Source organism: Novosphingobium sp. AP12 (assembly GCF_000281975.1).
In the GTDB taxonomy this organism is placed as follows: domain Bacteria; phylum Pseudomonadota; class Alphaproteobacteria; order Sphingomonadales; family Sphingomonadaceae; genus Novosphingobium.
Genome location: NZ_AKKE01000173.1, coordinates 37,576 through 63,897 on the forward strand (window position 1 = coordinate 37,576; position 26,322 = coordinate 63,897).

The 26,322-nt window shown below is 67.3% G+C and carries 24 protein-coding genes; 10 read left to right on the forward strand and 14 right to left on the reverse strand.

Features of this window, described 5'->3' with window-relative positions:
• Window position 1: 1 nt before the first annotated feature.
• Window positions 2-1,753 (forward strand): acyl-CoA dehydrogenase family protein, encoded by a 1,752-nt coding sequence (locus tag PMI02_RS24580; protein WP_007688145.1) that lies wholly within the window; start codon window positions 2-4, stop codon window positions 1,751-1,753.
• A 56-nt stretch (window positions 1,754-1,809) separates the two neighbouring features.
• On the opposite strand, the gene PMI02_RS24585 is transcribed toward PMI02_RS24580, so the two are convergent.
• From PMI02_RS24585 to PMI02_RS24600, 4 genes are all read right to left on the reverse strand, one after another.
• On the reverse strand, window positions 1,810-2,478 hold the full coding sequence (locus PMI02_RS24585; RefSeq protein WP_007688147.1) for a hypothetical protein: 669 nt from the start codon (window positions 2,476-2,478) through the stop codon (window positions 1,810-1,812).
• A 172-nt stretch (window positions 2,479-2,650) separates the two neighbouring features.
• Window positions 2,651-2,911, reverse strand: coding sequence for a hypothetical protein (locus tag PMI02_RS24590; protein ID WP_007688150.1), 261 nt, complete (start codon window positions 2,909-2,911; stop codon window positions 2,651-2,653).
• An 8-nt stretch (window positions 2,912-2,919) separates the two neighbouring features.
• Window positions 2,920-3,564, reverse strand: a complete 645-nt coding sequence (locus tag PMI02_RS24595) for a TetR family transcriptional regulator (RefSeq protein ID WP_007688152.1) — start codon at window positions 3,562-3,564, stop codon at window positions 2,920-2,922.
• Between the two features lie 7 nt (window positions 3,565-3,571).
• Window positions 3,572-4,357 (reverse strand): SDR family oxidoreductase, encoded by a 786-nt coding sequence (locus PMI02_RS24600; RefSeq protein WP_007688154.1) that lies wholly within the window; start codon window positions 4,355-4,357, stop codon window positions 3,572-3,574.
• Between the two features lie 464 nt (window positions 4,358-4,821).
• On the opposite strand from PMI02_RS24600, the gene PMI02_RS24605 reads away from it, so the two are divergent.
• Window positions 4,822-7,824 carry a TonB-dependent siderophore receptor gene (locus PMI02_RS24605; RefSeq protein WP_007688156.1) on the forward strand — a complete coding sequence of 1,001 codons (3,003 nt, stop codon included), beginning with the start codon at window positions 4,822-4,824 and terminating at the stop codon, window positions 7,822-7,824.
• Between the two features lie 132 nt (window positions 7,825-7,956).
• Here the strand turns inward: PMI02_RS24605 and clpB are convergent, their stop codons facing one another.
• On the reverse strand, window positions 7,957-10,536 hold the full coding sequence (gene clpB, locus PMI02_RS24610; protein ID WP_007688159.1) for an ATP-dependent chaperone ClpB: 2,580 nt from the start codon (window positions 10,534-10,536) through the stop codon (window positions 7,957-7,959).
• Between the two features lie 236 nt (window positions 10,537-10,772).
• Here clpB and PMI02_RS24615 point away from each other — a divergent pair, with 236 nt between their 5' ends.
• The 3 genes from PMI02_RS24615 to PMI02_RS24625 all read left to right on the forward strand — a co-directional run bounded on the left by PMI02_RS24615 (window position 10,773) and on the right by PMI02_RS24625 (window position 14,564).
• Entirely contained in the window at window positions 10,773-11,228 is a 456-nt protein-coding gene (locus PMI02_RS24615; protein ID WP_036505396.1) for a nuclear transport factor 2 family protein, read from the forward strand.
• A gap of 121 nt (window positions 11,229-11,349) precedes the next feature.
• On the forward strand, window positions 11,350-14,259 hold the full coding sequence (locus PMI02_RS24620) for a pitrilysin family protein (RefSeq protein ID WP_007688162.1): 2,910 nt from the start codon (window positions 11,350-11,352) through the stop codon (window positions 14,257-14,259).
• 2 nt (window positions 14,260-14,261) lie between these two features.
• Window positions 14,262-14,564 (forward strand): hypothetical protein, encoded by a 303-nt coding sequence (locus PMI02_RS24625; RefSeq protein WP_007688164.1) that lies wholly within the window; start codon window positions 14,262-14,264, stop codon window positions 14,562-14,564.
• A 434-nt stretch (window positions 14,565-14,998) separates the two neighbouring features.
• On the opposite strand, the gene gatB is transcribed toward PMI02_RS24625, so the two are convergent.
• The 6 genes from gatB to rpsU form a co-directional block, all read right to left on the reverse strand.
• The gene (gene gatB / locus PMI02_RS24630; RefSeq protein WP_007688167.1) at window positions 14,999-16,501 is read right to left on the reverse strand and encodes an Asp-tRNA(Asn)/Glu-tRNA(Gln) amidotransferase subunit GatB; all 1,503 of its coding nucleotides are present in this window, start codon (window positions 16,499-16,501) and stop codon (window positions 14,999-15,001) included.
• Between the two features lie 177 nt (window positions 16,502-16,678).
• Window positions 16,679-18,163, reverse strand: coding sequence for an Asp-tRNA(Asn)/Glu-tRNA(Gln) amidotransferase subunit GatA (gene gatA, locus PMI02_RS24635; RefSeq protein WP_007688168.1), 1,485 nt, complete (start codon window positions 18,161-18,163; stop codon window positions 16,679-16,681).
• Window positions 18,164-18,275: 112 nt separating this feature from the next.
• Window positions 18,276-18,578, reverse strand: a complete 303-nt coding sequence (gatC, locus tag PMI02_RS24640; protein WP_007688170.1) for an Asp-tRNA(Asn)/Glu-tRNA(Gln) amidotransferase subunit GatC — start codon at window positions 18,576-18,578, stop codon at window positions 18,276-18,278.
• A gap of 116 nt (window positions 18,579-18,694) precedes the next feature.
• Window positions 18,695-19,189, reverse strand: coding sequence for an FKBP-type peptidyl-prolyl cis-trans isomerase (locus tag PMI02_RS24645; protein ID WP_007688172.1), 495 nt, complete (start codon window positions 19,187-19,189; stop codon window positions 18,695-18,697).
• 8 nt (window positions 19,190-19,197) lie between these two features.
• Window positions 19,198-19,764 (reverse strand): FKBP-type peptidyl-prolyl cis-trans isomerase, encoded by a 567-nt coding sequence (locus PMI02_RS24650; RefSeq protein ID WP_007688174.1) that lies wholly within the window; start codon window positions 19,762-19,764, stop codon window positions 19,198-19,200.
• Window positions 19,765-19,948: 184 nt separating this feature from the next.
• A complete protein-coding gene (gene rpsU / locus PMI02_RS24655; protein WP_007688176.1) occupies window positions 19,949-20,155 on the reverse strand; it encodes a 30S ribosomal protein S21 in 207 nt (68 codons plus the stop codon).
• 311 nt (window positions 20,156-20,466) lie between these two features.
• On the opposite strand from rpsU, the gene crcB reads away from it, so the two are divergent.
• The 5 genes from crcB to PMI02_RS24680 are packed head-to-tail and all read left to right on the forward strand — an operon-like array spanning window position 20,467 to window position 23,797.
• Entirely contained in the window at window positions 20,467-20,874 is a 408-nt protein-coding gene (gene crcB, locus PMI02_RS24660) for a fluoride efflux transporter CrcB (protein WP_007688177.1), read from the forward strand.
• On the forward strand, window positions 20,871-22,232 hold the full coding sequence (locus tag PMI02_RS24665; protein WP_007688178.1) for an RluA family pseudouridine synthase: 1,362 nt from the start codon (window positions 20,871-20,873) through the stop codon (window positions 22,230-22,232). Before crcB ends, PMI02_RS24665 begins: the two co-directional genes overlap by 4 nt.
• Window positions 22,232-22,882: an HAD-IA family hydrolase gene (locus PMI02_RS24670; RefSeq protein WP_007688179.1), complete on the forward strand. Its 651-nt coding sequence runs from the start codon at window positions 22,232-22,234 to the stop codon at window positions 22,880-22,882. The genes PMI02_RS24665 and PMI02_RS24670 overlap by 1 nt, the downstream gene beginning before the upstream one ends.
• On the forward strand, window positions 22,879-23,094 hold the full coding sequence (locus tag PMI02_RS24675) for a hypothetical protein (RefSeq protein ID WP_007688180.1): 216 nt from the start codon (window positions 22,879-22,881) through the stop codon (window positions 23,092-23,094). Before PMI02_RS24670 ends, PMI02_RS24675 begins: the two co-directional genes overlap by 4 nt.
• A 10-nt stretch (window positions 23,095-23,104) precedes the next feature.
• Window positions 23,105-23,797: an ATP12 family chaperone protein gene (locus PMI02_RS24680; RefSeq protein ID WP_007688181.1), complete on the forward strand. Its 693-nt coding sequence runs from the start codon at window positions 23,105-23,107 to the stop codon at window positions 23,795-23,797.
• Window positions 23,798-23,884: 87 nt separating this feature from the next.
• Here PMI02_RS24680 and PMI02_RS24685 read toward each other — a convergent pair whose 3' ends face one another.
• The 3 genes from PMI02_RS24685 to PMI02_RS24695 form a co-directional block, all read right to left on the reverse strand.
• Complete coding sequence (locus tag PMI02_RS24685) at window positions 23,885-24,433, reverse strand: outer membrane protein (protein ID WP_007688183.1); 549 nt, start codon at window positions 24,431-24,433, stop codon at window positions 23,885-23,887.
• Between the two features lie 297 nt (window positions 24,434-24,730).
• Window positions 24,731-25,351: an ABC-type transport auxiliary lipoprotein family protein gene (locus PMI02_RS24690; protein ID WP_052025725.1), complete on the reverse strand. Its 621-nt coding sequence runs from the start codon at window positions 25,349-25,351 to the stop codon at window positions 24,731-24,733.
• 23 nt (window positions 25,352-25,374) lie between these two features.
• Window positions 25,375-26,313, reverse strand: a complete 939-nt coding sequence (locus tag PMI02_RS24695; RefSeq protein WP_007688185.1) for an MlaD family protein — start codon at window positions 26,311-26,313, stop codon at window positions 25,375-25,377.
• Window positions 26,314-26,322 lie beyond the last annotated feature (9 nt).

Sequence of the window (26,322 nt, forward strand, 5' to 3'; positions counted from 1 at the left end):
CATGCCCGCCCCGTACCTGCCCCCCGTCCCCACCATGCGGTTCCTGCTCGAGCATGTGCTCGATTTCGACGCGCAGATGGCGGCGCTACCGGGGCTGGAGGATGTCACCATCGACTTCGCTGCCGAAGTGCTGACCCAGGCCGGCCGGATGTGCGCCGAGCGGCTGGCCCCGCTCAACCTGCCGGGCGACGCGGCAGGTGCCCGGCTGGTCGACGGCGAGGTGGTGACCGCGCCGGGCTTCGCGCAGGCTTATGCCGACTATGTCGATTCCGGCTGGGCCAGCTTGGCGGGCGACCCCGCGTTCGGCGGACAAGGCTTGCCGCGCACGGTACAGATCATGCTCGACGAGATGGTGTCGGCGGCCAATGTATCGTTCGGGCTGTTCCCCGGCCTGACACGAGGCGCGGCGGAAGCGCTGGCGGCGCACGGGTCGGACGAGCTGAAAGCTACCTACCTCGGCAAGCTGACCACCGGCGAGTGGTGCGGCGCCATGGCGCTGACCGAGGCGTCGGCGGGCACCGACCTCGGCCTGCTGAGCACCCGCGCCGACCCTCGCGAGGATGGCAGCTATTCGGTCATCGGCACCAAGATCTTCATCTCCTCCGGCGACCAGGACTTCGGCAACAACGTCGTCCACCTCGTCCTTGCCCGCCTGCCCGATGCGCCCGCCGGGGTTAAAGGGATCAGCCTGTTCCTCGTGCCGAAATTCATCCCAGAGGCGGACGGCTCGCTCGGGACACGCAACGCGATGACGGTGGGCGCGCTGGAGCACAAGATGGGCATCCACGCCCAGCCGACCTGCGTGATGAACTACGACGGTGCCACCGGCTGGCTGGTCGGCGAGGCCGGGCGCGGGCTCAATGCGATGTTCACGATGATGAATGCCGAGCGCCTGTTCGTCGGCATCCAGGGCCTCGGCCTTGCCGAAGCGGCGACGCAGGCGGCGGTCGCCTATGCCCGCGAGCGGCTGCAGGGCAAGGCGGCCGACGGTTCCGGCCCGGTGCCGATCATCGCCCATGCGGACGTGCGCAAGATGCTGCTCGCCGGCCGCGCCTTCATCGAGCCAGCGCGTGCGCTCGCCGCCTGGACCGCGATCCGCATGGACGTCGCCGACCGCCATCCGGACCGCCAGATCGCCGCCGCGGCCGATGCCGACATCGCCCTGCTCACCCCGGTCATCAAGGCCGCCTTCACCGACTTCGGGTTCGAGACCACGGTGCTCGCCCAGCAGGTCTTCGGCGGGCACGGCTACATCCACGAAGCCGGGATGGAGCAGTACGTCCGTGACGCCCGGATCACCCAGATCTACGAGGGCACCAACGGCGTGCAGGCCATGGACCTCGTCAGCCGCAAGGTCACGCTGGAGGGCGGCGAACCGCTGCGCCGCTACCTCGCGCTCATCGCCGCCGACATCGACGGCGCAGCCGATCACCCGCTGGTCGAAGAACTGCGCGATGCCCTCAGCCTGCTGGCGGATGCGAGCACCACGATCGCCGATGCCGCCGGCGACACGGACCGGCTCGGCGCGGCGGCCACCGAGTATCTCGCCCTTTTCGCGCTCGTCTCGTTGGGGTGGATGTGGCTGCGCATCCTGGCCGCCGCCCCGGCACTGGGGGATACGCGCACGCCCAAGGCCCATGACGCCCTGGCCCGCTACTTTGCCGCCTACATGCTGCCGCGCGCCGGGCTTCATGCCGCCCGCATCGCCGCCGGGCCCGAGGCGGTCATGGCTCTCGACGAGGAACTGTTCTGAGTCCTGCCCGGGCGGCGCAGGCTTCGACCCGCGTCGCCCGCCCGGCGGTTCGCACTTCAGGGGTTCTGGCGCTTAGGCGCGGCTCCGGCCTTGTTCGCGGCCACCATGGGATCCCACGTGGCCCAGTCTATGCTGCGTCCAGGATAAGCGACCTTCTTGAACGGCCAATCTGTCTGGATCCAGCCGGTTACCCACTTATACAGCTCGGCATCGAAGCCGGCGTCGTAATCGGCCTTGGTCACCCACATTCTGACCACGGCATCGTAGCCTTCGACGGTACTTGGAGAGACGTAAACGCAGCCGCGCTCGCGGCTACCGTCCGGCGTGAGGACGGCATAGGCGAACGACTTCCGGTTCTTGAACCTGGCCTGTTCGTTTTCCATGTCCTTCATGGCATCGGCACTCGAGATACCTTTGTGCGGCCAGTTGGGGCTGCGTGAAAAGGTCGTCTGCAAGTGCTCGATCGATGACATGTAGGCATCGAAATCCTTCTGGGCCAAGGATGGACCCAGCGGAACGAGCTTGAAGCCCACCGCTTCCGCCAATACCGGGACGGTGAAATTGTCCGGCAGGAACGACGGCCTTGCCCCTGAATCCCCCTTGCCCGCGGACTTGGGTGCCGCCTGCGGTGCACCGCTTTTCGCGGGCACGTCCGCGAATGCGGGACATGCCGCCGATGTCAGGACCAGAAATGATAGTGCCGCGCCTGCGATCCCAAGTTTCAAATTTTGTCTCCGCGAACTGGCAGATTATTGCGAAAGGCGCTGGTGACTGCCACGCGCCCCGCATTCCAAAGGAGGGATGGCCGAACCAGCGGCAAAAGTCATATGCGGCGCATAGATGGCGCCTATGCCCTGCGCTGCCCGGTGGGCGCGCCGGCCCTCGAACCGCGCCGAGTCAGGCCGGGGTTTCCACCAGTTCGGCGATCTCGAACGCAAAACTCTTCCAGCCGCGTATTCGGGCGGCGTCGGCAAGCGGCGCGCGCTTCTTCTTCGCTTCGGCCAGCGAGCGGGCGTGGCCCCAGAACACCTCGGTCTTACTGTTCTCCTGCACCGCGACGACGCGCCAGTAATGCGTGAAGGGATCGGCGGTGGGGCCGATCGTCTTCACGTAGCCGTCGGGCATCGTGGCGGTGAGGTAGCGTTTCCTGCGGGCCATCGGTGTCCTCAGCGTGCGAGGATGCCGGCCATGATGATGTCGATGGTGTGCTCGCGGTAACGGTCGCGCAGTTCCTCGGTCAGGGTGTCCTGGTCGAAGCAGTGCTTGAGCACCAGCCGCGCCGAGAAGAACCGGTCCACCGCGCCCGTAACGGTGAAGTAGAACAGCTGCGGATCGATCTCGCGGAAGACGCCGGCCTTGATGCCGTCGCCGATCAGCAGTTCATAGGCGCGGTAGATCGGCGAGAGGTAGCAGTCGGCGATGCGGCGGGCCTCGGCGTCGTCGCTCTCGCGCACCATGCGCATGGTCAGGCGGTTGAGGTAAGGCACCTCGTAGAAGGTGTCGACGACCTTCCACAGGTGGCGGCGCAGCTTGGCCTCGGGCTCCCACCCGTCCTTGGCGACGAGCGCGTCGACGCTTTTGACGATCGCCTGCCAATCCCGGTCGAGCAGCGCTTTCAGCAGCCCGGCCTTGTTGCCGAAGTAGTACTTAACCAGCGCCGAGTTCAGCCCGGATCGCAAGGACAGCTCGGACAGCGAGATGTCCACCACGTCGCCCTCGCGCATGATCGCGCTCGCGGTGTCGAGCAGCATCGCGCGCGCCCCGGGGGGCGCGGCGACGTCTGCTTGCGAGGTGACGGGGCGTTCCTTCATTGCAGCCTTACTTCGGACCCAGGCGAATGGCGCCGTCGAGGCGGACGCTTTCGCCGTTCATGTAGTCGTGGCCGAGCAGGAACAGCGCGAGTTCCGCATATTCCTCCGCCTTGCCGAGGCGCTTGGGGAACGGCACCATCGCGGCGAGCGCATCCTGCACGCCTTGGGGCATGCCCGCCATCATCGGCGTCTCGAAAATCCCGGGCAGGATGGTGTTGACGCGGATGCCCTCGCTCATGAGGTCGCGCGCGACGGGCAGCGTCATCGCCAGCACGCCGCCCTTGGACGCGGCATAGGCGGCCTGGCCGATCTGCCCGTCCTGCGCCGCGACCGAGGCGGTGTTGACTATCGCGCCGCGCGAACCGGAATCGTCCAGCGGCTCGAGCGTGGACATGCCGGCGGCGGACTTGCTGATGCAGCGGAAGGTGCCGACGAGGTTGATGGCGATCGCCTTCTCGAACAGCGCCATGTCGTGCGCGCGCGGTTCCCCGGTCTCGCGGTTCTTGCCGACGGTCTTGGCGGCGGGCGCGATGCCGGCGCAGTTGACGAGCACTCGCTCCTGCCCGTGCGCCTCGCGGGCCCTGGCGAAGCCGGCAACGACGCTTTCCTCGTCGGTGACGTTGACCGCGCAGAACACGCCGCCGATCTCCGCTGCCAGCGCTTCGCCCGCCTCGGCGTTGAGGTCGAAGATCGCGACCTTCACGCCCTTCGCGGCCAGAGCGCGCGCGGTGGCCGCGCCCAGACCCGACGCCGCGCCAGTGACGACGGCGGCGGTGTTGCCATCAAGCTTCATGCCAAGTTCCTTTCGGTGAGCGCCCTATGCCGTTCCGGGGTGCCCGGACAAGCGTTTCGACCGCGTGATTTAATCAAACGGTTAAGTGGACGGGGGGCGCGGGTCAATCCGCTTGACACCATTGCATTGCAGTTGCGCAACAGGATTTCACCCCAGCGATGCTCGGCGCAAGATTCCTTGTGGAGAATGCGGGAAAGCAACAGGTCTCTTGTTTACATTAAGACCCTGGAATCCATATGCCCAAGTGGATACGCAACGCTTCGTCGTACCACTCTGTTGCGACATTACCACAATCGCGAACGCAATTTGCGCGATGCGGCAAATGGGATTGAAAGCGTGTTCCCATAGAGCAACAACCCTGTCCCATGGCGTCGAGGTGCGAAAACACCCGAAAGCCGGCAACGGGTCTTCTTCCGGTCTGGTCACGCTCCCGGAAGGCGAACGAAGCAACAAGGGACACAAAAGTGAAAACATCGATCCAGAAGGCCGCCCTCCGGGGCGCGACGAGCCTTACGGCTTTCGCACTGCTCTGCGGCACGGCACACGCGCAGGACACCGCCCCCCAGGCCGCAGACGAAGCTGCTGCCGACGACAACGTCATCATCGTCACCGGCTCGCTGCTCAAGTCGCCTGTGCTGATCTCGCCCGTGACCACCGTCACGGTAGAAAACCTCGACCAGCGCGGCATCAGCACGACCCAGGAAGGCATCCAGCGCCTGTCGGCCAACAACGGCCCGGCCCTGACCAACTCCTTCTCCGCCAACGGTGCTTTCGCTGCCGGTGCTTCGGCGGTCTCGCTTCGCGGCCTGACCACCAACTCGACGCTGGTCCTGTTCGACGGCATGCGCGCCGCGTACTACCCGCTGGCCGATGACGGCACGCGCAACTTCGTCGACCTCAACACCATCCCCGACGACATCGTGCAGACCGTCGATGTGCTGCGCGACGGTGCCTCGGCAACCTACGGCGCCGACGCGATCGCCGGCGTGGTCAACGTGATCACCAAGAAGGAATTCAAGGGCGTCGCGGGCCGCGCTGAATCGGGCATCTCGTCGCGCGGCGATGCTGCCCAGCACCGCCTCTCGCTGACCGCCGGCTTCGGTGATCTCGAGGAAAACGGCATCAATGCCTACGTCAGCGGCTTCTACTACAGCCAGGACGCTCTGTATAACCGCCAGCGTCCCTACCCGTTCAACTCGGACGACTATCGCGGCGTCTGCAACGACGGCGTCTGCGGCAGCAACGGCGTGCTCAACGGCCTGGGCGAAGATGGCTTCACCAACGGCTTCAGCGTCACCACCCCGTTCATGGTTCGCCCGCGCAACCCCCTCACCGGCGGCGCCATCACCGGCGTTTCGTCGCGCTACCAGTACCTGAACGGTTGCCAGGGCCTGCCGACCTACACCCCGACTCCCGAAGAACTGGCACTTCCCGCCAACGCTTCGGCTCCCGCTTCGGGCCCGGTCTGCCAGGAAGATCTCACCAACAAGTACGGCGTGATCTCGCCCGACATCGAGCGCTTCGGTTTCTCGGCGCGCGTCACCGCCAAGGTCAACGACGACACGGAAGCCTACGCGGCGTTCAACTTCGTGCAGTCGTCCTCGCATGACACGTACATCCCGGCGACCATCCGCGGCAACGCGCCGGCGCCGTTCTACTACCCGCGCTACAGCACCTCGGCCAACGTCGCCTACTACGGCAACAACACGATCCTGCAGCTGCCGGTCTACGTCTGCCCGCGCGGCACGACCGTGGCCTGCACCGCGGCCAACGGCGCGCTGAACCCGAACAACCCCTACGCAGCACAGGGCTACACCGCCGCGATCGCCGGCCGTATCCCCAACCTGTTCGAGGACAACCAGAGCCGCACCCGCGCCTATCGCGGCGCCATGGGCATCTCCGGTAAGATCAGCGACAACTGGAACTACGACGTCAAGGCCACCGCGATGCACATGGACCTGCAGCGCAAGTACAACGGCTACGTCTACATCCAGCACCTACTCGACGTGATCGCCGACGGCAGCTACAACTTCATCAACCCCTACGCGAACAGCCAGGCCACGCTGGACTACCTCGCTCCCGAGGCTCGCGCGACGTCGACGTCCGACCTCGTCCAGGTCGACGCCAACGTCAACGGTTCGCTGATGGACCTTCCCGGTGGCCCGCTGCAGGTCGCAGTCGGCATTTCGTACCGCTACGAAGCCGTGGATTCGCCGAGCATCAACTCGGACTTCAACGGCGGTACCGAGCGTTACTTCCGCCTGAACGGCTTCGCCATCAAGGGCAGCCGCTCGGTCTACTCGGCCTACGCCGAAGTGAACGCGCCGGTCGTCGATCAGCTGACGGTCAACCTTTCGGGTCGCTATGACCGCTATCCGAACGGCATCGACAACTTCTCGCCCAAGGCCGGTGTGATCCTCAGGCCCCTCTCGGACGACCGGATCATCGTGCGTGGTTCGTACTCGCGCGGCTTCCGCATCCCGAGCTTCGGCGAAGCGAACGCCACCTTCCCGACCACCGGCTACGTGACGGCCAACGCCGGTACCTACCCCGACTCGTACCTGGCGCAGTACGGCTGCTCCAGCGCGACGTTCACCTCGTGCCCGACCTACATCACCGGTGCGAGCTACGGTGCGACCTCGGTGTCGAACCCGAACCTGAAGCCCGAAAAGTCGCGCAGCTTCACGGCCGGCTTCGAAGTTCGCCCGCTGCCCGGCATCAAGCTTGCTGTTGAATACTACAACATCAAGAAGACCAACGTCATCACGACCGCCAACAACGCCCCGGCCATTCTGGCCTACTACTCGGGCCAGGCGATCCCCGCAGGCTACCAGGTCATTGCTGACGCTGCGGACGTGAACAACGAAGACGCCACCCCGCGTATCGCCTTCGTCCAGTCGGGCTTCATCAACGCCAACACGCTCAAGACCGATGGTTTGGACTTCAGCGTCGAAGCCAACTACCCGATCACAGACACGATCTCGTTCAACACCTACGCGGAAGCGAGCTTCATCAACAAGCTCGAGACCGTGTTCCCCGACGGCACCGTCGAGCGTTACGACGGTACGCTGGGTAACTTCAACCTGACCGCCGGCAGCGGCACGCCGAAGTGGAAGGGCACCTGGTCGACGGCCGTGTCGTTCAACGACAAGTTCGTCCTCGCCGGTACGCTCAACTACTTCGACGGGTACGACACCTCGGCGATGGACCAGGGCACGGGCTACAAGGATTGCGGCCTCAACGACGGCTCCATCCCTTGCAAGGTCGACAGCTACATCACCTTCGACCTGAACGCTCAGGTGAAGATGAACGACAAGTTCACGTTCTACGCGACCGTGCAGAACCTGTTCGACAACCTGCCTCCGATCGACACCATCACTTACGGTGCACACGCCTACAACCCGATCCAGGGCGGCGAAGGCATCCTCGGCCGTTACTTCAAGGCCGGCGTGAAGGTGGGCTTCTAAGCTTCACATCGATCACGACAAAATCGGGGCGGTCTCTTTGGAGGCCGCCCTTTTTTTGTGCCCCCGCGGTGGGCAACGAAAAAGGCCGGCGGGTCGCCCCGCCGGCCTCTCAGTTTAACGGACCCGAGAGCCTCAGCTCACCGTCATGACCAGCGCGCCGTCGCCGTCCTCGATGTGGACGTTCGAACCATCGGGCACTTCGCCCGCCAGCAGCTTCTCGGCGAGCGGGTCCTGCAGGTAGCGCTGGACCGCGCGCTTCAAGGGCCGTGCACCGTATACCGGGTCGTAACCCACCCGGCCGAGCCAGCGCCGCGCGGCGTCGGTGAGGTCGAGCACGATCTTGCGGTCCTTGAGCAGCTTCTGGACCCGCGCCACCTGGATGTCGACGATCGGCGCCATGTCCGCCTGGCCGAGCCGGTGGAACAGCACGATCTCGTCGAGGCGGTTGAGGAACTCGGGCCGGAAATGCCCGCGCACCACTTCCATCACCTGCGGCTCGACCACGTCCACGTCCTGCCCTTCGTCCAGCTGGCTCAGGTACTGGCTGCCCAGGTTCGAGGTCAGGATGATGAGCGTGTTGGTGAAGTCCACAAGCCGGCCCTGCCCGTCGGTCAGCCGCCCGTCGTCGAGCACCTGCAGCAGCACGTTGAACACGTCGGGGTGCGCCTTCTCGACCTCGTCGAACAGCACGACCTGGTAGGGCCGGCGCCGCACGGCTTCGGTCAGGACGCCGCCCTCGTCGTAGCCCACGTAGCCCGGAGGCGCGCCGATCAGGCGCGACACCGCGTGCTTTTCCATGAACTCGGACATGTCGATGCGCACCATCGCGGTGTCGTCGTCGAACAGGAAGCCGGCGAGCGCCTTGGTCAGCTCGGTCTTGCCGACGCCGGTGGGGCCGAGGAATAGGAACGAGCCGAGCGGCCGGTTCGGGTCCTGCAGACCCGCCCGCGCCCGCCGCACCGCCTTGGACACGGCGATCACCGCGTCCTTCTGGCCGATCACGCGCGCGCCGATCGCCTCCTCCATCCTGAGGAGCTTCTCGCGCTCGCCCGCCAGCATCTTGTCGACCGGCACGCCGGTCCAGCGACTGACGACGCCGGCGATATCGTCCTCGGTCACTTCCTCGCGCAGGAGGGCGTTGCCGGCGGAGGCCTGCGCCTCGACCAGCTGCTTCTCCAGCGCCGGGATGCGCCCGTAGGACAGCTCGCCCGCCTTGGCGAGATCACCCGAACGCTGCGCCTGTTCCAGCTCGATGCGCGCGGCGTCGAGCTGTTCCTTCAGCTTGCCCTCGGCGGCGATCTTGTCGCGCTCGTTCTGCCAACGGGTTGTCAGCTCGCTCGACTGCTGCTCGAGGTTGCCGAGTTCCCCGCGCAGCGTCTCCAGCCGGTCGCGCGAGGCTTGGTCGGTCTCCTTGCCGAGCGCCATTTCCTCGATCTTGAGCTGGATGATGCGGCGGTCGAGCTTCTCGATCTCCTCGGGCTTGGACTCCACTTCCATGCGGATGCGGCTGGCGGCCTCGTCCATGAGGTCGATCGCCTTGTCAGGCAGGAAGCGGTTGGTGATGTAGCGGTTGGACAGCGTCGCCGCCGCCACGATAGCGCCGTCGGTGATGCGCACGCCGTGGTGCAGTTCGTACTTCTCCTTGAGACCGCGCAGGATCGAGATGGTGTCCTCGACCGTCGGTTCGCCCACGAAGACGGGCTGGAAACGCCGCTGCAACGCCGCGTCCTTCTCGACGTACTTCTGGTATTCGTCGAGCGTGGTCGCGCCGATGCAGTGCAGTTCGCCCCGCGCCAGCGCAGGCTTGAGCAGGTTGCCCGCGTCCATCGAGCCTTCCGACGCGCCCGCGCCGATCAGCGTGTGCATCTCGTCGATGAACAGGATGATCTGGCCGTCCGCGCCCTTCACTTCGTCGAGCACGGCCTTCAGGCGCTCCTCGAACTCGCCGCGGTACTTGGCGCCCGCGATCAGCGAGCCCATGTCCAGCGACATCAGGCTGCGGTCCTTGAGGCTGTCGGGCACGTCGCCATTGGCGATGCGCAGCGCGAGGCCTTCGGCGATGGCGGTCTTGCCGACGCCGGGATCGCCGATGAGCACGGGGTTGTTCTTGGTGCGCCGGGCGAGGATCTGGATCGTGCGGCGGATTTCCTCGTCGCGGCCGATGACCGGGTCGAGCTTGCCGGCGCGCGCCGCCTCGGTGAGGTCGCGGGCGTACTTCTTCATCGCGTCGTAGGCATTCTCCGCGCCCGCGCTGTCGGCGGTGCGGCCGCCGCGCAGTTCGGTGATGGCGGCCTCCAGCGACTGCGCCGTGACGTTGGCGGCCTTGAGCGCCTGTCCGGCGGGCGTGGTCGTGGCGAGCGCGAGGCCCAGCAACAGCCGCTCGACGGTGACGAAGCTGTCGCCCGACCTGGTCGCCGCCTGCTCCGCCGCGTCGAGCACGCGCACGGCATCGTTGTCGAGGCCCGGCGCTCCCGCCGCCCCGCTGCCCGAGACGACCGGCACCTTGGCCAGCGCCTTGTCGAGTTCCTGGGTGGCGAAAACGGGGTTGCCGCCCGCCCGCTTGATGAGCCCGGCGGCCATGCCTTCGGGATCGTCGAGCAGCGCCTTGAGCACGTGCTCGGGCGCGATGCGCTGGTGGTTCAAGCGGATCGCGACGGTCTGCGCGGCCTGCAGGAACCCCTTGGCGCGGTCGGTGAACTTTTCGAGATTCATGACTGAAACTGCCTCCTGATCCCGTCGATATAGTGTTGCACTTATGCAACACAAGGGGTCGCAGGCTGAATTTCTGCCTCGGGCCAACGCCCCGCAGCAAGATGGGATTACCCCCGAGAATTGCCAGAGGTACTTCGTCGGGGCGGTAATGCGTGCCCGCCGCCATCAAGGCTTGGCGCGCGCGCGCCCGCTGGCCTAGTTTCCTCGCCGATAACCAAAGGGAAGAGGCATCCAACGTGGCGAAATTCACCCTCCAGCAGGCAGCGGACGTCCTTGCGGTAAAGCAGGTGGTCTACGAATGGGGCGACGAACTCGACCTTCACAACGGCCTGTCGATGCGCGCGACCGACTGCCTGGCGGACGACGTGCGCTACAACGTCGGCGGCCAGTGGCGCGAAGGGCTGGAAGCGGTCGAGGCGTTCTACAAGGGCCGCGCCGAGGCGATGCGCGCCGGGGCGGGCCTGATGACCATGCGCCACATCATCACTTCCCTGCGCGTCACCTTCGACGACGCCGACCACGCCAAGGTCGGCTACTTGCTGGTGTTCTTCGCGGCCTTGGGCGACGGTCCCTTCGACAAGTACTGCGACCCCCTCGCCGTCGCCGACGTGAAGATGGAATGCCGCCGCGACGAAGACGGCGAATGGCGCATCACGCTGTTCGATTCGGGCCAGATCTTCAAGCGCGGGTGAAGGGCTGAGATAATCGTCGTCCCAGCGAAGGCTGGGATCGCTCGACACGAACGGGATATTTGCGCAGCCCCGTGCGATCGCGGGGCTGGCCCCCGGCGAACAAGCTGCTAACCTCCCGGCCATGCGATCCTTTTCCACGCCGAGCCTGACCGCTCTGGCCGCCGCCCTCTCCCTTTCCGCCTGCGCGACGACGGCGCCGAACAGCGCCCCGGTGGCCGATGCCGGACCGGCACCGACCGCGCCCGCCGCCGCGTCGCCCCAGGAACTGGTCTCCCGGGTCGACATTCCCTACGAGAAGTTCGTCCTGCCCAACGGGCTGACCACGATCGTCCACACCGATCGCAAGTCCCCCGTCGTGGCGGTCACGACCTACTACAAGGTCGGCTCCAAGAACGAGCCGCGCGGCAAGACCGGCTTCGCGCATCTTTACGAGCACCTGTTCTTCGGCGGCTCCGCCAACGTGCCCAACTTCGACATCCCGCTGGAAGGCGCGGGCTCGACGCCGACCAACGGCTCGACCTGGTACGATCGCACCAACTATGTCGAGACCGTGCCCACCGGCGCGCTCGACCTCGCGCTGTTCATGGAGAGCGACCGCATGGGCGCGCTGCTGCCCGCGGTCACCCAGGGCAAGCTCGACAAGCAGCGGGGCGTCGTCCAGAACGAGAAGCGGCAGGGTGACAACCAGCCCTACGGCCTCGCGGAATACGCTGTCGCCGAGGGCCTGTTCCCGGTCGGCCACCCCTACCGCCACTCCACCATCGGCTCGATGGCCGACCTCGATGCCGCCAGCCTCGGCGACGTGCGCAAGTGGTTCGCCGACCATTACGGACCCAACAACGTCGTCCTCGTCCTCTCGGGCGACATCGACGCGGCCGCCGCCCGGCCCAAGGTCGAGAAATGGTTCGGCGCGATCCCGAAGGGCCCTGCCGTCGCGCCGGTCGCGGCCGAGCCGGTCACGCTTCCCGCGCCAATCTCGCGAGACATGGCCGACCAGGTGCCGGTGCTGCGCCTCACCCGCCAGTGGAGCGGCCCCGGCCTCAACGACGCCGAAACTCCTGCGCTGCGCATAGGCATGCACATCCTCGGCGGCCTCGCTAGTTCGCGGCTCGACAACGCGCTGGTGCGCGGGCAGCAACTCGCCGTCTCGGTCACCGCCTCGGCGCAAGTGTTCGAGCAGGTCAGCATCCTCGACATGAACATGGACGTGAAGCCGGGCGTCCAGCGCCCGGTCGCGGAAGCGGCGTTTGACAAGGTCCTGGCCGACTTCCTCGACAAGGGTCCGAGCGAGGATGAAGTCAAGCGCGCCGTCGTCAGCACGCTTTCCAGCGAAATCGGCGGACTGGAACAAGTCGGCGGCTTCTCCGGCAAGGGCGCCACGCTGGCCGAGGGTCAGGTCTATTCGGGCGACCCCGCCAAGTACAAGGCCGACCTCCAGGCCATCGCCGCGCTCACGCCGGGCGCGGTGCAGGCGGCGATGCGCAAGTGGCTCGGCCGCCCGGTCTACAAGCTCGCCATCGTGCCGGGCCCGCGTACCGACAGCGGCAACGCCATGGGCGGCTGGGGCGACGACGACAAGGATACCCCCTCGCCCGACGCGCGCGCCAAGGCACCAAAGCTCGCCCCCGCACCCAAGCGCACTTCGCCGCCGGTCGCGCCCGTCGGCGAACTCGCCTTCCCCGCGATCGAGCGGACCACCCTTTCGAACGGCATCCCGGTCGCGCTGGCCCGCCGCACCGCCGTGCCCAAGCTCGTGCTCTCGATCGACTTCGACGCGGGCTACGCTGCCGACGCGCTCGACACGCCGGGCACCCAGGGCCTGATGTTGGGCATGCTCGAGGAAGGCACCAAGACCCGGAATGCCACCCAGATCGCCGAGGAGCAGGAGCGCCTCGGCGCCTCGATCGGCACCGGCGCCACGCTCGACACCAGCAGCGTGATGCTCAGCGCGCTGAGCGCCAACCTCGCGCCCTCGCTCTCGCTGACCGCCGACCTGCTGCTGCACCCGGCCTTCGCGCAGGCCGATTTCGACCGTGCCCGCGGGCAGGCCGAGGCGGAACTGTCGCAGGCCGAATCGACCCCGTCGGCGCTCGCCGCGCGTACGCTGGGCGCCGAACTCTACGGCAGCCACCCTTACGCGCAGCCCGGCGACGGCCTCGGTACGAGAATTTCGCTCGAGTCCCTGACTCCCGCCGCCCTGCGCGCCGCGCATGCCAAGTGGCTGCGCCCCGACCTCGCGCGGATCACCGTCGTCGGCGACGTGACGATGGAGGAGTTGAAGCCCCTGCTCGAGAAGGCGTTCGGCGGCTGGAAGGCCCCCGCCGCGCCGAAGCCCGTCAAGCAGCTGGGCGCGCAGACGCCCGCGCCCGCATCGCGCATCGTCCTGATCGACCGGCCCAATTCGCCGCAGTCGGTGATCTACGCAGGCCGGGTGCTGCCTCTCACCGGCACCACGCCGGGCGAGGAGCCGCTGGCGCTGGCCAACGACGTCGTCGGCAACAACTTCCTCTCGCGCCTCAACCTCGACATCCGCGAGGAAAAGGGCTGGAGCTACGGCGTGTCGAGCCGGATCAGCCAGTCGGTCGGCCCGCGCGCGCTGCAGGTCATGGCCCCGGTCCAGGCCGACCGCACGGGCGATTCGGTTCGCGCCATCATCAAGGACATGGCCGCCTTCCCGGCCAAGCAGCCGGTCTCCGCCGTCGAGTACCAGCGCGTCACCGAAGGCGCGATCCGGGGCCTGCCCAACCAGTTCGAGACCAACGGCGCGGTGCTCTCCGCGATCGTCAAGAACGACCGGCTCGGCCGGCCCGAGGACTATTACGTGCGCCTGGCCACGACCTACCGGGGCATCGACGCGAAGCGCATCGGCGCGGCGGCCGGGCAATACCTCCAGCCGACCGACCTGACCTGGGTCATCGTTGGCGATCGCAAGGTGGTGGAACCCCAGCTCGAGGGCCTTGGTTTACCGGTGGAAGTGCGGGCAGCACCCGCCGCCACTGGCGACGAGAGCGCCGAGGACCAAGGAGAATGACGATGTCCGTTGCAGGCACCTACGACTGCGTGACCAATACCCCGCTCGGCCGCCAGAAGGGCGTGCTGACGATCGTGCCGGGTGCGGGAGACAGCTTCAATGGGCACATTTCCGGCGACCTTGGCAGCATGGACATCACCGACGGCCGCATCTCCGGACAGACCCTGACGTGGTCGATGAAGATGACCTCGCCCATGCCGATGGACCTCGACTGCACCGCCACCGTCGAAGGCGACCAGCTGACCGGGCAGGTCAAGGCCGGCATGTTCGGCTCGATGGAACTGACGGGAACGCGGCAGGCCTGACACGTCGTCCCAGCGAAGGCTGGGACCGCCGGCCGGGGGCATGTGCTCCCGGCTGGGCGCTGCGTGGCATCGCCTCAAGGGTACGCAGCGATCCCAGCCTTCGCTGGGACGACGGCATTTTCGCGTGTAGGTTGTTTCTGAGCGAAAGCCCGGCACCGCGCGCGCAATGGGCGCAGTGCCGGAACCCCCTCACCCCCCAGGTGAGCTTGCGTGGCGAAACCGGCGCTGACGCGCGCGGCACGCGAAATTCTCGAAAAGACCCCCCGGTCCCTCGTGGCAGATCGATAACACCGGCGTTGCCGAAGACAAGCGGATTGTTGCTGGATCACAAGCTGACTGCGGCGCCGGATGCTCAACATCGCCGACGTGTTACGCCCTGGCAACATCCGTCGAAATGCAGGCCGCCCCGGCGAGGAGCGGCCCGCTTCCCCTTCTCAGCCCAGCTTGGACTTGAGGATTTCGTTGACGACCTGCGGGTTGGCCTTGCCCTGCATCGCCTTCATCGTCTGGCCGACGAAGAAGCCGAACAGCGCGACCTTGCCCTCGCGGTACTGCGCGACCTTGTCGCCGTTGGCGGCGAGGATTTCGTCCACCTTGGCCTCGATGGCCCCGGTGTCCGATTCCTGCTTGAGGCCCTCGCGTTCGACGATGACGGTCGCGCCGTCGCCGGTCTCGAGCATGATCTCCAACACCTGCTTGGCGATCGAACCCGAGATCGTGCCCTTGCCGACGAGCGCCAGCAGTTCCGCCGCGTGTTCGTGGCTGACGGGCGAATCCTCGAGGCTCTTGCCCAGCTTGTTGAGCGCGCCGAACAGCTCCGAAATCAGCCAGTTCGCCGCCTGCTTGGCGACTTCGGCGGGCTGCTTGCCCTGCGCCAGCGCAGTCTCGGCGAGCAGCGCCTCGAACCACTGGAAGGTGTCGACGTCGGCGGTGAGCACGGCGGCGTTGTAGGCCGACAGTCCCAGCTCGCCTTCATAGCGCGCGCGCTTGGCGTCGGGCAGTTCGGGCAGCGAGGCGCGGCAGTCCTCGAGGAACGCGTCCTCCAGCACCAGCGGCAGCAGGTCGGGATCCGGGAAGTAGCGGTAGTCGTGCGCATCTTCCTTGGAGCGCATCGAGCGGGTCGAGCCGGTGTTCGGGTCGAACAGGCGCGTTTCCTGCACGATCTTGCCGCCGCCCTCGATCACGTCGACCTGTCGGTTCGCCTCGTGCTCGATAGCCTGCATGACGAAGCGCACCGAGTTGACGTTCTTGGTCTCGGTCCGGGTACCGAGTTCGTCACCGGGGCGGCGCACCGAGACGTTGACGTCCGCGCGCATCGAGCCCTGGTCCATGTTGCCGTCGCACGAGCCGACGTAGCGCAGGATCGTGCGCAGCTTCGACAGGTAGGCGCCGGCCTCCGCGGGCGAGGTCATGTCGGGGCGGCTGACGATCTCCATCAGCGCCACGCCCGAACGGTTGAGGTCGACGTAGGACATGGTCGGGTGCTGGTCGTGCATCAGCTTGCCCGCGTCCTGCTCGACGTGGATGCGCTCGACGCCGATGACCTTGGCCTCGGGAATGCCCGCCTTCTCGTCCGCCTCGATCGTCAGCGAGCCCTCACCCACGATCGGGTGGTAGAGCTGGCTGATCTGGTAGCCCTGCGGAAGATCGGCGTAGAAGTAGTTCTTGCGGTCGAAGCGCGACCACTTGTTGATCTGCGCGTCGATCGCCATGCCGGTACGCACGGCCTGGCGGATGCACTCGCCGTTGAGCACGGGCAGCATGCCCGGCATCGCGGCGTCGATCAGCGAGACCTGCGTGTTCGGCTCCGCCCCGAAGGCCGTGGCCGAGCCGGAGAACAGCTTGGAATTGGACGTGACCTGCGCGTGGACTTCGAGGCCGATCACGACCTCCCAGTCACCGGTGGCGCCCTGGATGCGATAGGTTGATTCAGTCATCGTGTTTCGGTCCACTTCTGGAACGACGCAGCAGCCTATGCCGCTGCCTCGCTCCGTCATTCATTTCCCGCGCCAGCGGCTCGCGCCGCGGAGCGGGTCGGTCGTCCCTGCGCTTCGGTGCCCGGTCGTTCAGCATCTGCGCGATGTCGCCGACCAGTTCGAAGAGAGACGACCAGCTTACCACCATTTCCCCGGCCGCGCGGTGAAACCGGCGCGTGCCTCGATCGCGAGACCGGCGTTCAGCACGCCCTGCTCGTCGAGCGGGCGGCCGATGATCTGGAGACCCAGCGGCAACCCTTGCGCGTCGAGCCCGGCGGGCACCGACATCGCGGGGAGGCCGGCGAGGCTGGCGGGCACGGTGAAGACGTCGTTGAGGTACATCGCCAGCGGATCGTCCACGTTCTCGCCAAGCGCGAAGGCGGCGCTGGGGGCGGTGGGCGTCAGCAGCACGTCGACCTGCTCGAACGCCTTGGCGAAGTCCTGCGAGATCAGGGCGCGAACCTTCTGGGCCTGCGTGTAGTAGGCGTCGTAGAAGCCCGCCGAGAGCACGTAAGTGCCGATCAGGATGCGGCGCTTGACCTCGGGGCCGAAGCCGGCGGCGCGGGTGGCGGCATACATGTCCTGAAGGCCGGCGCCGTCGGGCAGGTCGCGCAGGCCGTAGCGCACGCCGTCATAGCGCGCGAGGTTCGAGGACGCCTCGGCAGGCGCGATGATGTAATAGGTCGCCAGCGCGTACTTGGTGTGCGGCAGCGAGACTTCGACCACTTCGGCGCCCGCATCCCTGGCCCAGGCGATGCCCTGTTCCCAGATCGCGTCGATTTCAGCAGGCATGCCGTCGACCCGGTATTCGCGCGGGATGCCGACCTTCTTGCCCTTGAGGTCGGCCGAGAGGCTGGCGGTCCAGGCCGGCACGGCGACGTCGAGGCTGGTCGAATCCTTGGGGTCGAAACCGGCCATGGCTTCCAGCACGATCGCGCAGTCGGTGACGTCACGCGCCATCGCGCCCGCCTGGTCGAGCGAGCTGGCGAAGGCCACCACGCCCCAGCGCGAGCAGCGCCCGTAAGTCGGCTTGATGCCGGTGGTGCCGGTGTAGGCGGCGGGCTGGCGGATCGAACCGCCGGTGTCCGTGCCAGTCGCCGCCGGGCAGAGGCGCGCCGCGATCGCCGCCGAGGAACCGCCCGAGGAGCCGCCAGGGGTCAGCTGCGCATTGCTGCCGGGGCGCTGCCACGGCGAGATCACGTTGCCGAAGTAGCTCGACTCGTTCGAGGAGCCCATCGCGAACTGGTCGAGGTTTAGCTTGCCGAGCATGCCCGCGCCCGCTTCCCACAGCTTCGCCGAAACGGTCGATTCGTACTGCGGCACGAAGCCTTCGAGCATGTGGCTAGCGGCGGTGGTCTGCACGCCCTGGGTCGCGAACAGGTCCTTCATGCCGATCGGCACGCCGGCCATAGGCCCGAGCGCCGCGCCGGAAGCGCGCGCGGCGTCGATGGCCTTCGCGGCCTCGATCGCCTTTTCGGGAGTGGCGACGATGAAGGCGTTCAGAGCACCTTGCGCCGCCGCGACGTTGGCATTGAACGCCTCGGCCACTTCAACAGCGGAGAAAGTGCCGGCGGCGACGCCGTCGCGGATGGCGGCTACGCCAAGGTCAGTCAGTTCAGTCATTCTTCTTCACCCGTCACCCCGGCGAAACTCTTCGCGGCAGGGTAGTAAGGAAGCGGCGCCCCCGCCTTGGCAGGGGCAACGAGATCGGTATCGGCGAGGAGGCCCGGAAGCCTCACTCGATCACCTTGGGCACGCCGAAGAAGCCGTGCTCGGCCGCGGGCGCGTTCGCCAGCACCGCATCGCGGCGATTGCCGCCGGTGAGCGGGTCGGCGTCGATCACGTCGTCGCGCAGGCGCAGGGTGTTGGGGATGACGGCGGTCATCGGCTCGACCCCGGAGGTATCGACTTCACCCAGTTGCTCGACCCAGGCGAGAATCCCGTTGAGCTCGGGCACCATCGCCTCGAGTTCCTGCTCGCTCACCTTGATGCGCGCGAGGCTGGCGATCTTCGCCACGGTTGCGGTATCGACCGACATGGCTTTCCTTCACGGTTGGACCCGCCGCGCGGGGCGGGCAGTAATTCGGTGCGGCCCAGCTAGCAGCGAGGCGGCCCGGCTTCAAGCGCGGGCGCTTACCGGAGTGCCTCGGCGACTTACTGAGCCGCCGGTTGCTCCGCACCCTCGGGCCGCGCGCCTTGCGCTGCTTGCGCCTCCATCTGCGCCCTTATCGCCGCGATCTCCTCGGCGGTCTTGAAGTCGAGCAGGTCGATCTCGAAGACCAGCGTGGAGTTGGCCGGGATCGGGCCCGAAGCCTCGGCGCCGTAGCCCAGTTCGGGCGGGATCGTCAGCTTGTATCGCCCGCCGCGCTGCATCTGGACGAGGCCCTGTGCGAAGCCGGGCACCACTTCGTCGAGCGGCATCGGCATCTGCTCGGCCTGGTCGAAGACGGTGCCGTCCTTGAGCATGCCCTTGTAGTTGATGAGCACGTAGGAATGCGCGGGCGGCTTGTCGCCGGTCCCGGCCTTCAACGCCTCGACCTTCACCTGCGGAGCCGCGGGCGCTGCCGCCGCGCCTTGCGCGAAGGCGGCGCCGGGCGACATTGCCGCGAAAACAAAGGCTGCGAGCAGTCCGGCGCTACGGTTCTTCACCGAAAGGCTCAGGGCTGGACCGGAGCGGGCTCGGCGCCGGGGACGCCGGGAGCACCGGGCATCGCCGGCATGCCGGGCGCGCCGCCCTGCTGCTGCATCTGCTGGAGCTGCTGCATGATGCGCTGCTGCTGCTGGATCTCGGCGAGGCTCTTGTAGTCGAGCAGCTCGACCTCGAACTTGAGGTCCGCGTTCGGCGGGATCGGCGAGCCGGGCTGCGGGTGCGCGCCGTAGGCGAGTTCCGAAGGAATCTCGACTTCGTACTTGCCGCCGCGCTGCATCTTCAGGAGCGCCTTGGTGAAGCCGGGCACGAAATCGCGCACGGCGTTCGGGAAGCTCTTGTTCTGGTCGAACACGGTGCCGTCGGCGAGCATGCCCTTGTAGTTGATGAGCACGACGTCTTCCATGGTCGGCGAATCGCCCGTACCCGCGCTGAGCGTCTTCACGGTCGGCGTCGGCGGCAGCGCCGCGTAGGCCACACCGCCGGCGACCAGAGCGATCGCGGCGACGCCCAGCCAGATCTTGGTGACGGCGCCCTTGGCGATCGGCTGAAGCGGGACGCGGGTGATCTCTGTCATGGATGGCCTCGTGTTCGGAAAAGTGTGGTTCGTGCCCGAAAGGCGCAAGCACAAAGGGCGCGGAAAGGAATTTCCGCGCCCTCATGGCTCAACCCGGCGCGGCGTTCAAGCCGCAACCTGGGATTTCGAGGTGCCCCGCCGAAAACGGCGGGAAAGCAGGCCGTGAGAGCCTGCCCGACCGCGCTTACTTGGCGCCGTCGCGCTCCATGCGCTTGCGCTCCAGCTTGCGGGCGCGGCGCACGGCAGCGGCCTTTTCACGGGCACGCTTCTCGGACGGCTTCTCGTAGTGACGGCGCAGCTTCATCTCGCGGTAGACGCCTTCGCGCTGCAGCTTCTTCTTGAGCGCACGAAGAGCCTGATCGACGTTGTTGTCGCGGACGAGAATTTGCATAAACCGACACACCTCACAAAATAAGAACGAGGCCCGCTCCTGCGCCAGTGGCGAAGCGGACCGCGAATCCATAAGAGCCAAAACAAGGCCGCAACCTGCAAAGGAGCGGCGGAATGGCGGGCCCGTTACCAAAGTGACGCCTTGAAGACAAGCCTTAAGGGCACATCCGCTTCGGTAAAGCTGAAGGAAAGGCCGGGACGCCCCGTCCCCGCCCGCTTCGAAACCGCCATCGAGTCACCTTTATATATAGCAATCGGGCGCCCGTGCCCACCACGTTTGGAAATTCACCGATTCGCGTCTAAGGCGGCGCCATGCCCCAACCTTCCTTTCTTACCGCCTCGTTGTACGTGGCGGGCGGCGGCGCCTTCGGGTCCTGGCTGCGTTTCCTCGTCGGTCGAGGCTGGACCGCCGCGCTCGGCCCGGTTCGCGCCGGGGCGTTCCCCTACGGCACGCTGACCGTCAACGTGCTGGGCAGCCTGATGATGGGCCTGCTCGTCGGCTGGCTGGCGCGCTTCGGCAATGGGGGCGAGGCGACGCGCCTCCTGCTCGCCGTCGGCGCGCTAGGCGGCTTCACCACATTCTCCTCGTTCAGCCTCGACGTGGTCACCCTCGTCGAACGCGGCGAGATCGGCACGGCGGCCTTCTTTACGGGCCTGTCGCTGCTGGCAGGGTTCGCCAGCCTGTTCCTTGGCCTTATCATGATGCGGAGCGTGGCATGACCACCTATGATCCCACCGGCGACAAGCCCGGCCGGGCCGACAATTCCGACGCGGTGCGCCAATTCACCGTGGGCCGCGACGACGAGGGCGTGCGCCTCGACCGCTGGTTCAAGCGCCACCTGCCCAAGGTAGGCTTCGCCATGGTGTCGCGCTGGGCGCGCACCGGGCAGCTGCGCGTCGACGGCAAGCGCGCCGAGGTCGACACCCGCCTTTCCGCCGGCCAGATTCTTCGCGTGCCGCCGGGCGGCGAGGCCAAGCCGGGCCTCGGCGGCGACACCCCGCGCCGCGAACTCACCGAAGCCGAGATCGAACTTGCCGATTCGATGGTGCTGACGCAGGACCGCTCCGCGATCGTGCTCAACAAGCCCCCCGGCCTCGCCACGCAGGGTGGATCGGGCCAGAAGGAGCACGTCGACGGCTTGCTCGACGCCTATGTCGAGAAGGGCCCGCGCCCGCGCCTCGTCCACCGGCTCGACAAGGACACCTCTGGCGTCCTGCTCATCGCCCGTACCCCGGGCAGCGCGGCGTTCTTCTCCAAGCGGTTCTCGGGCCGCACCGCGCGCAAGATCTACTGGGCGCTGGTCGTCGGCGTCCCCGACATCCACGAGGGCCTGATCGAACTGCCGCTCGCCAAGCAGCCGGGCACCGGCGGCGAGAAGATGCACGTCGACGAGAAGGAAGGGCAGACCGCGCGCACCCGCTACCGCGTGATCGACCGCGCCGGCAACCGGGCAGCCTGGGTCGAGCTGCACCCGCTGACGGGCCGCACCCACCAGCTGCGCGTCCACATGGCGGCGATCGGCCACCCGATCGTCGGCGACGGCAAGTACGGCGGCCAGGAAGCCTTCCTCACCGGCTCGATCAGCCGCAAGATGCACCTGCACGCGCGCAGGCTCATCATCGAGCACCCGGACGGCGTGCCGCTCGACGTCACCGCGCCGCTGCCCGAGCACTTCGCCAACTCGCTGGATTCGCTCGGCTTCGTGGAATCGGAAGGCGAAATGCCGGACGACGCGCCGGTCGACTTCTCGAAGGAGGAACGCAAGAAGGCCGCCAAGCAGCACGCCAAGGAATACCGCAAGGAACGCCGGGGCGAGCGCCGCAAGCGCACCGACAGCCCGACCGGGCAGGTCCGCTCGGGCAAGCCCACCGCCAAGGCCGGCACCAAGGCCGTCGGCAAGCTCGGCGGCAAGCCGATCGGCAAGCCCGCGAAGCCCGGTGCCAAAACCTTCGCGAAGCCGGGCGCCAAGCCTGCCGGAAAACCCTCGCGCCCTGCTGCCGGGAAGCCTGCCGGTGCCCGCAAACCCAGCGGGCCGCCCAAGGGTGCCCCGCGCGGAGCACCGCGAGGCCGCGGCTGATGAAGCTGGCGGTCTTCGACTGCGACGGCACCCTGGTCGATGGCCAGGCGCCAATCTGCGAGGCGATGGAAGCGGCTTTCGCGGCCTTCTCCATCCCCGCACCGTCGCGCGGGGCGATCCGCCGCGCGGTCGGGCTCTCGCTGCCGCAGGCGATCCGCCAGTTGCTCCCCGAATCGGGCGAAGAGCGCCAGCAGGCCATGGCAGAGGTCTACAAGCTCTCGTTCCGCACCGCGCGTGAGCAGGGCCGCGTCGCGCAGCCGCTGTTCCCGGGCATCGAAGACACGCTGCGCGGCCTCCACGGCGCCAGCTGGACGCTGGGCGTCGCCACCGGCATGTCCGACCGAGGGCTTGGCTTCTGCCTCGCCGCCAACGGCATCGCCGACCTGTTCGTGACGCTCCAGACCGCCGACCGGCACCCCTCCAAGCCGCATCCCGCGATGCTCGAGATGGCGCTGGCCGAGGCCGGTGCGCTGCCCGGTGAAGCGGTGATGATCGGCGACACCGCCTACGACATGCAGATGGCGGGCGCCGCGCAGGTCCGCGCCATCGGTGTCGACTGGGGCTACCACCACCCGCGCGAACTGGCCGAGGCCGGGGCCGAAGTCGTGGTGGAGAGCCCTGCCCAGCTGCTGGAGCACCTGCTGCAATGATCGAGCCCAAGTCCGCCGGCGCGCGTTTCGTCGTGATCAACATGACCCGCATTTCGGGCGTCGGCTGCATCATCCTGGGCCTGCTTATGGCGAACGGCCGCGTGTTCCCCGACTGGCCCACGTGGATCGCTTATGTGCTGATCGCCAACGGGATGGTCGACGTCTTCGTCCTTCCCGTGCTGATGGCCCGCAAGTGGCGCACTCCGAAGTAAAGCGAACCCAATGAAGCGATTCTACAAGGAAACCGGCACCGAGCAGGTCGAGGGCGGCTGGCGCGCGGTGCTCGACGGGCGCGCCATTCGCACGGCGGGCGGGCGCCAGCAGGTCGTGCCGACGCAGGCGCTGGCCTCAACCCTCGCCGCCGAATGGGCCGTGCAGGGTGAGATCATCGATCCGGCCTCCTTCCACTTCCGCGACCTCGCCGACTTCGCGATCGACGCGATCGCGCCCGACCGCCACACGGTGATCGCCGAACTCGTCCCTTACGCCGAGACCGACACCCTCTGCTACCGCGCCGACCCCGACGAGGCACTCTACAAGCGGCAGGCCGAAGTGTGGGAGCCACTGCTCCGCGCCTTCGAAGAGCGGCTCGGCGTGCGCTTCACGCGCATCTCGGGGATCATGCACAGGCCGCAGCCCGACGAGACGCTGGCGCGGCTGCGCGGGGAACTCGAGGCGTGCAGCGACTTCGAGCTGGCCGCGCTCAAGATGCTCAGCAGCCTCTCCGCCTCGCTGGTGATCGCGCTGGAGGCAATCCGCCCCGGCGCCGACGCGGACACGCTGTGGCGTGCGGCCGAACTGGAGGCCGACTGGCAGGTCGAACTCTGGGGCGAGGACTGGGAAGCCGCGGACCTTCGCGCCACCCGCTTCACCGCGTTCCAGCTGGCGATGAGGCTCGCCGCGCTCTCGCGCTGAACCCTCGAAAAAGCCCGCCCCGGACGGATCCGGGACGGGCCTCCTGGCAGGACGGGCGCATGCTACGCCCGTCCCTCCTTCTTGAGATCAGAACTTCGCGCCGAGGGCGACAATCGCGTTGTGGCGGCTGAAGTCGGATTCGTAGTTCGAGTAGCGGTACTCGGCCTTCACGAAGAGGCGGTCGCTCAGGTCGTGCTGGTAGCCCGCGCCGAGACGGAAGCCGTCGGCGTTGGCGCCGTCGCTGTAGTCGTCGACGCCGTCGGTGTAGGTCAGGCGCAGACGGGCGTTGGTGTAGCCGCCGAGCACGTAGAGCTTGCCCTTGTCGCCGACGGCGGTGCCGAGGCGGACGACCGCCGCGAGGTCACGGCCGGTCTTGAGGCACAGGCTCTCCGCGCCGGCGCTGATGCACTCCTTGGTGGTGCTGTCGGCGGCGGTGCCCTGAATGCCGACGAACATGCCGCCCGACAGGGGCATGTCGTAGCCGGCGGTCACACCGTAGCTCACGCCTTCGTCGGACTCGCCGTCGAACGAGATCGCATCGAGGCCGGTTTCGGCCTGCACGAACGCCTGTGCGCCCGCTGCGGCGGGGACGGCGAACAGCGCGGCGGCGGTGGCCGCGAGGGCGAACTTCTTCATGGGTATGCTCCTGCAAATTCTTGTCGCCCGCCGTCGAACGCAGCGGGGACGCGCCCCTTAGCGGGAGAGAATCTGCAGTCAAACCATGGAGTTGGATCAGCCCGTCATCGAATTGTCATTGTGTCCGATGGGCCACAGCGCAGTCATGGCGAAGAACGCCGTTTCCCGAGGCTTCGCGGACATTGCACACGTTTGCCGGCAAATCGATAAAACTGGGACGAAATTAAATTCGACCGCATGCCTTTATTATCGGCAGAGCGATTCCAAGGGCGCCATGCGCCCTTGGGACTTCGCCGATCAGCCCTTCACCCAGTCCGCGACCTGCCGGGCGACGTCGTTCGCCGCCTGGTTGAGCGCGGCGCCCACCGGTTTGGCCTTGGGCTCGACGCCTTCGACCACCGCCTCGAAGCGGCGTGACTGGATGGGATTGCTGCCGCGTTCGGTCCGCATGGCATCGAAGCGCACGACGACTGCGCCTCGCTGGGCGTCGTAGCCCATCTGGATCAGGCGCCCGCCGATAAGCGTCCGGCCGGTGACTTCGAAGTCCCCGCCCTCGACCACCAGCTTGCCCGTGCGCGAGCGCAGGGTTTCGGCCAGCAACGAGCGGAACTGGCGGGTGGGCTTCTCGATCCACAGCGCGTCCTTGAGATAGGAGACGCTGGACGCATCGACGGTGACCGGCACGCGCAGGACGTCGAGCCCGCGGTCCGCCTCGGGATCGAGGACGACGATCGCCTCGGTCAGCTGGCCGCTGGCGACAGTGCCGGCGGGCGCGGTCTCGGCGGGGGTCAGGCGCAGCAGTTCGTCCGGCGGCTTGGTGCCGAGGCTGACGCAGCCCGACAGCGTGAGCGCGGCGGCCACGGCCATGAAGCCGGCCTTATGGATGCTGCCGGCACGAAGGCGGCGCAGGCGGGTCATCGCGGTTCCCATCATGATCCCCATCAAGGCTTGTAGTCGGGCAGCTTCTGCCCCTTGAGCAGCGCGCCGGCGCCCTGCTCGTCGATCTTCTCGGTCACGCTGCGCAGCGCCTTGCTGGTCGCCCGAAGGTCGCGGATCGCAGCTTCGGCGGCGGGGAGCGTCTGCTGCGACACCTGGTCCAGCGCGGGCTGTGCGTGTTGCATCGTCGAATCCAGCTGCTCCATCGACTTCTGCGCCGAGGCCAGCGTCTTGCGCAGCTGATCGGCGAGCGAACTGCCCTCGTCGCCGAGGAGGTCGTCGGCCTTGCCGGCCACACCCTCGAACGCCTTGAGCGTCCTGGTCGCCTGGGCCAGGCTGCCGCGCATCTCGACCATGGTCGCGCGGAACTCAGGCGTGGCCCGGGAAATGTCCGCCGTCATCTTGTCGGTGTTCTTGAGAATGCCGGCGATCGAACGCCGGTTGTCGTCGGTGAGCATCTGGTTGAGGTTTTCGGTCAACGTCGCCAGCCGCTCCAGCAGCAGCGGCGCGTTGGAGAGGATTTCGCCGAAGCCGCCGCGCTTGGTCGGGATCACCGGCACCCCTTCCGGGCCCGCCTCCGTCAGCAGCGGCGCACCTTTGACGGCGCCTTCGAGCTGAATGTCGGAAACGCCGGTGAAGCTCGCCTGGATGGTCGCGGTGGTGCCGACCGTGATCGGCACCTTTTCATCGACCTTGACGCGCACGCGCACGAAGCTGGGGTCCTGCGGCCACAGTTCGATCTTGGTGACCTGCCCCGAGGGCACGCCCGCGTAGCCGACCTCCGACCCCTTCGCGAGGCCGTCGACCGACTGCTTGAAGAAGATGTCGTATTCGTTCTGCGAGCCCTCGTTGAGGCGCGCGATCCAGATGACGAATGCCGCCAGCGCAGCCATCAGCACCAGCGTGACGGCTCCGACCCAGACGTGATTGGCCCGTGTTTCCATCGCTGTGCC

Excerpts from the sequence above, each read along its gene's own strand:
- PMI02_RS24580 (WP_007688145.1), top strand. The coding sequence starts at position 2 with ATGCCCGCCCCGTACCTGCCCCCCGTCCCCACCATGCGGTTCCTGCTC.
- PMI02_RS24590 (WP_007688150.1), bottom strand. The coding sequence starts at position 2,911 with ATGGCCCGCAGGAAACGCTACCTCACCGCCACGATGCCCGACGGCTAC.
- PMI02_RS24595 (WP_007688152.1), bottom strand. The coding sequence starts at position 3,564 with ATGAAGGAACGCCCCGTCACCTCGCAAGCAGACGTCGCCGCGCCCCCC.
- PMI02_RS24600 (WP_007688154.1), bottom strand. The coding sequence starts at position 4,357 with ATGAAGCTTGATGGCAACACCGCCGCCGTCGTCACTGGCGCGGCGTCG.
- clpB (WP_007688159.1), bottom strand. The coding sequence starts at position 10,536 with ATGAATCTCGAAAAGTTCACCGACCGCGCCAAGGGGTTCCTGCAGGCC.
- PMI02_RS24620 (WP_007688162.1), top strand. The coding sequence starts at position 11,350 with ATGCGATCCTTTTCCACGCCGAGCCTGACCGCTCTGGCCGCCGCCCTC.
- PMI02_RS24625 (WP_007688164.1), top strand. The coding sequence starts at position 14,262 with ATGTCCGTTGCAGGCACCTACGACTGCGTGACCAATACCCCGCTCGGC.
- gatB (WP_007688167.1), bottom strand. The coding sequence starts at position 16,501 with ATGACTGAATCAACCTATCGCATCCAGGGCGCCACCGGTGACTGGGAG.
- gatA (WP_007688168.1), bottom strand. The coding sequence starts at position 18,163 with ATGACTGAACTGACTGACCTTGGCGTAGCCGCCATCCGCGACGGCGTC.
- gatC (WP_007688170.1), bottom strand. The coding sequence starts at position 18,578 with ATGTCGGTCGATACCGCAACCGTGGCGAAGATCGCCAGCCTCGCGCGC.
- PMI02_RS24650 (WP_007688174.1), bottom strand. The coding sequence starts at position 19,764 with ATGACAGAGATCACCCGCGTCCCGCTTCAGCCGATCGCCAAGGGCGCC.
- rpsU (WP_007688176.1), bottom strand. The coding sequence starts at position 20,155 with ATGCAAATTCTCGTCCGCGACAACAACGTCGATCAGGCTCTTCGTGCG.
- crcB (WP_007688177.1), top strand. The coding sequence starts at position 20,467 with ATGCCCCAACCTTCCTTTCTTACCGCCTCGTTGTACGTGGCGGGCGGC.
- PMI02_RS24665 (WP_007688178.1), top strand. The coding sequence starts at position 20,871 with ATGACCACCTATGATCCCACCGGCGACAAGCCCGGCCGGGCCGACAAT.
- PMI02_RS24670 (WP_007688179.1), top strand. The coding sequence starts at position 22,232 with ATGAAGCTGGCGGTCTTCGACTGCGACGGCACCCTGGTCGATGGCCAG.
- PMI02_RS24675 (WP_007688180.1), top strand. The coding sequence starts at position 22,879 with ATGATCGAGCCCAAGTCCGCCGGCGCGCGTTTCGTCGTGATCAACATG.
- PMI02_RS24680 (WP_007688181.1), top strand. The coding sequence starts at position 23,105 with ATGAAGCGATTCTACAAGGAAACCGGCACCGAGCAGGTCGAGGGCGGC.
- PMI02_RS24685 (WP_007688183.1), bottom strand. The coding sequence starts at position 24,433 with ATGAAGAAGTTCGCCCTCGCGGCCACCGCCGCCGCGCTGTTCGCCGTC.
- PMI02_RS24690 (WP_052025725.1), bottom strand. The coding sequence starts at position 25,351 with ATGACCCGCCTGCGCCGCCTTCGTGCCGGCAGCATCCATAAGGCCGGC.
- PMI02_RS24695 (WP_007688185.1), bottom strand. The coding sequence starts at position 26,313 with ATGGAAACACGGGCCAATCACGTCTGGGTCGGAGCCGTCACGCTGGTG.